This is a genomic window from Leptolyngbya cf. ectocarpi LEGE 11479, from assembly GCF_015207065.1.
In the GTDB taxonomy this organism is placed as follows: domain Bacteria; phylum Cyanobacteriota; class Cyanobacteriia; order Phormidesmidales; family Phormidesmidaceae; genus Leptothoe; species Leptothoe ectocarpi.
The window spans coordinates 1-5,787 of sequence record NZ_JADEXP010000399.1 but is presented as its reverse complement, the minus strand read 5'-3'; the positions used below and the strand labels follow the sequence as shown (position 1 = coordinate 5,787).

At 46.2% G+C, this 5,787-nt stretch carries 6 protein-coding genes; 5 read left to right on the top strand and 1 reads right to left on the bottom strand.

Annotated features, from left to right (window positions below):
• The 5 genes from IQ260_RS26760 to IQ260_RS26740 form a co-directional block, all read left to right on the top strand.
• Window positions 1–1,242: phycobilisome rod-core linker polypeptide (locus tag IQ260_RS26760; protein ID WP_193996134.1), on the top strand; the 1,242-nt coding region annotated here is incomplete at its 5' end.
• A gap of 459 nt (window positions 1,243–1,701) precedes the next feature.
• Entirely contained in the window at window positions 1,702–2,187 is a 486-nt protein-coding gene (apcA, locus tag IQ260_RS26755; RefSeq protein ID WP_193996133.1) for an allophycocyanin subunit alpha, read from the top strand.
• Window positions 2,188–2,262: 75 nt separating this feature from the next.
• Complete coding sequence (apcB, locus tag IQ260_RS26750; RefSeq protein WP_193996132.1) at window positions 2,263–2,748, top strand: allophycocyanin subunit beta; 486 nt, start codon at window positions 2,263–2,265, stop codon at window positions 2,746–2,748.
• A gap of 396 nt (window positions 2,749–3,144) precedes the next feature.
• The gene (locus IQ260_RS26745; RefSeq protein ID WP_193996131.1) at window positions 3,145–3,348 is read left to right on the top strand and encodes a phycobilisome linker polypeptide; all 204 of its coding nucleotides are present in this window, start codon (window positions 3,145–3,147) and stop codon (window positions 3,346–3,348) included.
• Window positions 3,349–3,711: 363 nt separating this feature from the next.
• Window positions 3,712–5,013, top strand: coding sequence for a trypsin-like peptidase domain-containing protein (locus IQ260_RS26740; RefSeq protein ID WP_228016466.1), 1,302 nt, complete (start codon window positions 3,712–3,714; stop codon window positions 5,011–5,013).
• Window positions 5,014–5,021: 8 nt separating this feature from the next.
• Here the strand turns inward: IQ260_RS26740 and IQ260_RS26735 are convergent, their stop codons facing one another.
• Window positions 5,022–5,222 carry a chlorophyll a/b-binding protein gene (locus tag IQ260_RS26735; protein WP_193996129.1) on the bottom strand — a complete coding sequence of 67 codons (201 nt, stop codon included), beginning with the start codon at window positions 5,220–5,222 and terminating at the stop codon, window positions 5,022–5,024.
• Between the last annotated feature and the right edge of the window lie 565 nt (window positions 5,223–5,787).

Sequence of the window (5,787 nt, the reverse complement as noted above, 5' to 3'; positions counted from 1 at the left end):
CGTATCTTGATTCGTCGCGGTGCAGGTATCGACAGCCAGGTGAGTAATCCGGCTGCTCGACCTAAGGCTCCGGGAAGTCTGGGTCCTAAAGTATTTAAACTTGACCAAATCCCATCCCCCCAGGGGACCAGCGTTAAGTTTGCCGAAAGCTCAACCCAGACAATTATTCGGGCTGCCTACCGTCAGGTATTTGGTCGCGATGTCTACGCGGGGCAAGAGCTTAAGGTTGCTGAGATTCGTCTAGAAAATGGGGATATCTGTTTGCGTGACTTTATCCGCGCTCTAGCCAAATCAGAGGCTTTCCGTAAAACCTACTGGTCATCGCTGTATGTGATGAAGGCGGTGGAGTATATTCATCGACGCTTACTAGGTCGTCCTACGTACGGACGTCAGGAAACGAATGCGTACTTCGATATTTGTGCCAAGCAGGGTTTCTACGCCCTGGTGGACATGCTCATCGATAGTTCAGAATATACGGAGTCCTTTGGTGATGACACAGTGCCCTATGAGCGCTATGTCACCCCTGCTGGTCAGTCTCAACGGTCATTCCGTTCGGGCACTGTAGGGGCCACTGGTGTCAAGCCTGTGGCTAAGCCTGCAGTGCCACGCTTTGTGGAGCTAGGGACTGCAGGTGCGGAGCGTGGCGATATCGAAGTCACCAAGCGAGTTGGCCAGGGTGTTAATTTACGTCGTGTCCAGAGCAAGATCTTTAAGCTCACTAGCCTCTATGACAAGGCTAATATTAAGCTGATCACCCAGGCCGCCTACCGTCAGATATTTGAGCGCGATATCTCTCCCTATGTAGTCAAGACCGAGTTCACCTCACTGGAAAGTAAGTTGGGCAATGGTGAGATCAACATGAAGGAGTTTATTGAAGGTCTAGGCTGTTCTGATCTTTATCAGAGAGAGTTCTATGCTCCCTATCCAAACACCAAGGTGATTGAGTTAGGGACTAAGCATTTCTTAGGGCGTGCTCCTCTCAATCAGCTAGAGATTCGGAAATACAACCAGATTTTGGCGACCCAAGGTATCCGTGGCTTTATTCAAACCATGGTTGAAACACCTGAGTATGCTGAGTTCTTTGGTGAAGATACGGTGCCCTATCGTCGCTTCCCCACGCTGCCAGCGGCTAACTTCCCCAATACCGAGCGGCTATATCAGCAGCTCACCCGTCAGAGTGATGATGTTGTTGTGCCGAGTTTTGCACCCTCGGTGTCAGCCGTCGCTTCCATTGACACCTAACCAGGCGTTCGGGTAGCCCCTTAGTCTTCTGATTGTGCATAACTGAGAATCGCCTGTGAGACGTTAGCGCTTAGGGCGATTCTCAGTTGCTGTTTTCTTAGCGCCTAGACATCAGTGCTGAGATTGATTTTGCCAAACCAGGCGACGCGTCGAGATCCAGTAAATTCTGAGGGGTATTGTTACAAAGTATTGCGTATTCTCTAAGAAGGTTAGCTGAATGCCGGAGAATATTTGCGGAAGGTAGCTAAGCTAACACAAGATTTCTCGGAATCTGAGCTGATATTTGGCATGCTTCAATAGTCAGATTAAGCATTGAGTTTAGGGTAGTTAAGTTACCCGCTTAATTTGGTTTAGATTGGAAACAAGATTGTTATCTATCTTTTACAGGTAGTATCACTCTTACCAAAGGTGAACGCATAGTAGGTTCGCCTGGATATATTCTTTCGGAGGAATCCATAGATGAGTATTGTCACGAAATCTATCGTGAATGCCGATGCTGAGGCCCGTTACCTCAGTCCTGGTGAATTGGATCGGATTAAGGGTTTCGTTACGTCTGGTGAGCGTCGTCTTCGCATCGCCCAGGTTCTAACTGAGTCCCGTGAGCGGATCATCAAGCAAGCTGGTGACCAGCTTTTCCAAAAGCGTCCTGACGTTGTTTCTCCCGGTGGTAATGCCTACGGTGAGGAAATGACGGCAACTTGCTTGCGTGACATGGACTACTATCTTCGTCTTGTCACCTACGGCATTGTTGCTGGTGATGTGACTCCCATTGAGGAAATTGGTCTAGTCGGTGCCAAAGAGATGTACAACTCTCTGGGTACGTCTATTCCTGCAGTTGCTGATTCAATTCGCTTTATGAAGAGCGTTGCATCCTCTCTGTTGTCTGGTGACGATGCAGCTGAGGCCGCTTCCTACTTCGATTACGTTGTTGGCGCAATGCTGTAACTCTGTTTGAGTTATCTTGATTTGCCTATTACATTGTTAAGCCACATCGTCAAATTTCATTAAGGAATACAGATCATGCAAGACGCGATTACTTCTGTAATTAATTCTTCAGACGTTCAGGGTAAGTACCTTGATCAGTCTTCCATGGATAAGCTAGCTGCTTATTTCCAGACTGGTGAGCTGCGTGTTCGCGCTGCCACTGCTATCGGTGCTAATGCTTCCGAAATCGTTAAGGATGCTGTAGCTAAAGCGCTGCTGTACTCTGACATCACTCGTCCTGGTGGCAACATGTACACCACTCGTCGCTATGCTGCTTGCATTCGTGACTTGGACTACTACCTACGCTATTCCACCTACGCTATGTTGGCTGGCGATCCTTCTATTCTTGATGAGCGTGTGCTCAATGGTCTGAAGGAAACCTACAACTCCTTGGGTGTACCTGTCGGTGCTACTGTTCAAGCTATTCAAGCAATGAAAGAAGTAACTGCTAGTCTGGTTGGTTCTGATGCCGGCAAGGAAATGGGTGTTTACTTTGACTACATTTGCTCTGGCCTTAGCTAGGTCAAGCTGACGTAGTTTAGATTAATCGCAGCGGTTAATCTAAGTTTGTTTCGGAAGTCTGGAGCGAGTGTTGGCTGGTCACAGTCTGTCTGTGTTGAGAGATTATGACTGCTGGTCATTGGTTGTCAGACTTCCGAATTTTTGAGTCTACAATTAGGGGGATAGGGCTTTGTAGCCCTTGTCTTAAAGCTGTAGATACGCTGATATTACATAATGGGCGGTTGAGAGCTTAATACCTAGCGACGTTGAACGGGGCTGGTTCTGTTTATTCAACTAATATTTAGCCGAATTGAACTAAATCCAATATAGGGTAACTATGTTGATACTTTAGTTAATGGGCTTTTCGTAACTGATTTGCAAAATAGTTTTTGTTTGAGATTAGGAGACATCTCTGCTATGCGTATGTTTCGGATTACTGCCTGTGTGCCGAGTCAATCTCGCATTCGCACCCAGCGCGAGCTACAGAATACTTTTTTTACTAAGCTCGTTCCCTACGACAGCTGGTTTCGCGAACAGCAGCGAATTCAAAAGATGGGCGGCAAGATTGTCAAAGTAGAGTTAGCAACTGGTAAGCCTGGGGCAAATGCCGGTTTGGCTTAGGAATTAAGCGATACATTGTCATCGCAAAAAGGGGGTGCTGGTTAACTGCACCCCCTTTTTATGCCTTTTTAAAAATCTAGTCAAAGAAATTGTCCGTTTCTATGTATGCGGCTGGAATGATGTATCTCTAGTTCCTCTGTGACTCCGTTCTTTGCAAGTTATTTCCGGATCTAAATTAATGGCATCAATAGTGTAAATCTTATCTGGTTTGCCGGAATGGTTTTAAGGTCCAGAGTATCTTATAGGGACGTTCACTCTGCTGAGAAAGCGATGATATCTATCTTTCAAAAATCCTGTACGGGTCTGGTCGCGTGTGCTCTTGGTTTTAATTTCCTTGGTACACAGATTAATTGGAGCCAGGGATTGGTTCCATTGGTAGCGCAGGCTCAAGGGGTTGATGAAGAGACAAATGTTCGTGTTTATCGACAGGCCAGTCCCGCTGTTGTCGCCATTGATGCGGGTGATAGTACAGGGAGCGGTAGCATTATTACGGCAGCCGGGTTGGTGTTAACCAATGCCCATGTGGTTGGGAGTGCCACTCAGGTGACTGTGCGGTTGGCAGATGGTCGTCAGTTTCCAGGACGGGTAATTGGATATGCCGATGAGAATTTAGATCTCGCAGCGGTGCAAATTGAAGGTCAAGATAGTGCTTTACCCACTGTGCCTTTAGCCAATAGTGCTCCCCAGGTGGGACAGCAGGCATTTGCTATTGGTAATCCGTTTGGTTTGCAAGGCACATTTACGGTGGGTATTGTGAGTCGGATGGATACGGAGCGAGGTTTAATCCAAACGGATGCAGCGATTAATCCTGGAAATTCTGGGGGACCTTTGCTTAATCGGAGTGGTGAACTGATAGGTGTAAATACATCTATTTTTACAACCGGAGATAGTGCAGGCAGTATTGGGATTGGATTTGCGATCACAACACCCCAAATCAGACCCTTTATTACAGCAGTTCAGAACGGTACGGCCAGTACTGTCGCCTCTCGACAAAATCGAGAAATTCGAGAGCCGTCACCTATTGCCATCGATGGCAATACAGTCAGTGATTATCTTGACAACAACAGCAATCTATTGCCTGATAACAGTTACTTCAATGCCCATACCTTTGAAGGTAGATCAGGCCAGCGCATTAGCATTGCCATGAATAGTAACCAGGTTGATTCCTACCTTTTACTTTATGGGCCGAATCAAGAGTACCTGGGCGCAAATGATGACAACGGCAATAGCCGCAATGCCCGTTTAGACGTTACTCTACCCGCCGATGGCACCTATTTTGTCTTTGCTAATTCCTATGGCGCGAGTGAACAAGGCCAGTATGAACTGAGTGTCAGTAATCTCAGCAGTAACGGCTATCTTCTACGAGAAAACGGTGTTTTGAATAATCAAGATGATCGTCTGACCGACAATAGCCTTTATGACGAATACCTGTTTAGCGGCCAACAGGGACAGGAGGTGACCATAACCCTAATAAGTCAGGACTTTGACACCTATCTGCTGCTGATCGATGATCAAGGCGACAAAATTGCTGAAAATGACGACATTGCTCCAGATAATAGCGATTCAACCATTCGCATGGTGCTGCCTTACACGGGCCAGTATCGAGTTATTGTCAATGCCTATGACCAAGCAGGCCAGGGACAATATCAGGTGAATGTGCGGTAGGGACGCTGTTAAGGCAACCCCACCCAGGTAAAGAAATCCTGGCGTGTAAAGAATTCAAGCAGTAATAACGCTAGAAACCCTACCATGGCAAACCGACCGTTGATGCGTTCGGCGTAGGTAGTCCAGCCAAAACCAGGCTGCTCAGCGGCTGGAGGGACAGTTGATGAAGATTGTGACGTATCGGATTCTACGGGGTTGGACTTAGGCATACCACAATCAATGAAGATACAAAACAGATAGGGGGATAATGGCTCAAACGTTTCATCACTAAATTGAGGCCATCGCCAATTCTATCCTACAGGCTCGAAATATGGGGGCTAACTCATAAATGTTCACCATTGCTAGCAATGGCATCTTTAAAAAGAGATTATTAACGCTTTGAAACCGCTATTTCTGAACATTGTGATCCGATAAAACTAATTTCCCTTGATGTGGGTAAATATCAGCGCGGAGACCAGCCTTGGATATCCCCTGATTGATATTGGCAGCCGTTATTTTTATGCTTAAAAAATCGGTATGGCTTCTCCTCATGAGAATTGCATTGGGGAAATCATGATTGATAAAATTTTTGCTAGACCGGTTCATCCATTAAACTAAGAGCGATATCAAAACTAAGCTAATACCTTGCTAAAATTTAGCCTGGAGCTTTTTGAGGGATGTAAATTCTGTAAAAAAGATATTTTCTGATAGTAGATCACCCTTTTCTCGGCGATATAGTTACAGGTTTTTACGTTTCAAACAGCCTCAATACTTGAGTCATAAGCATCAGCAAGG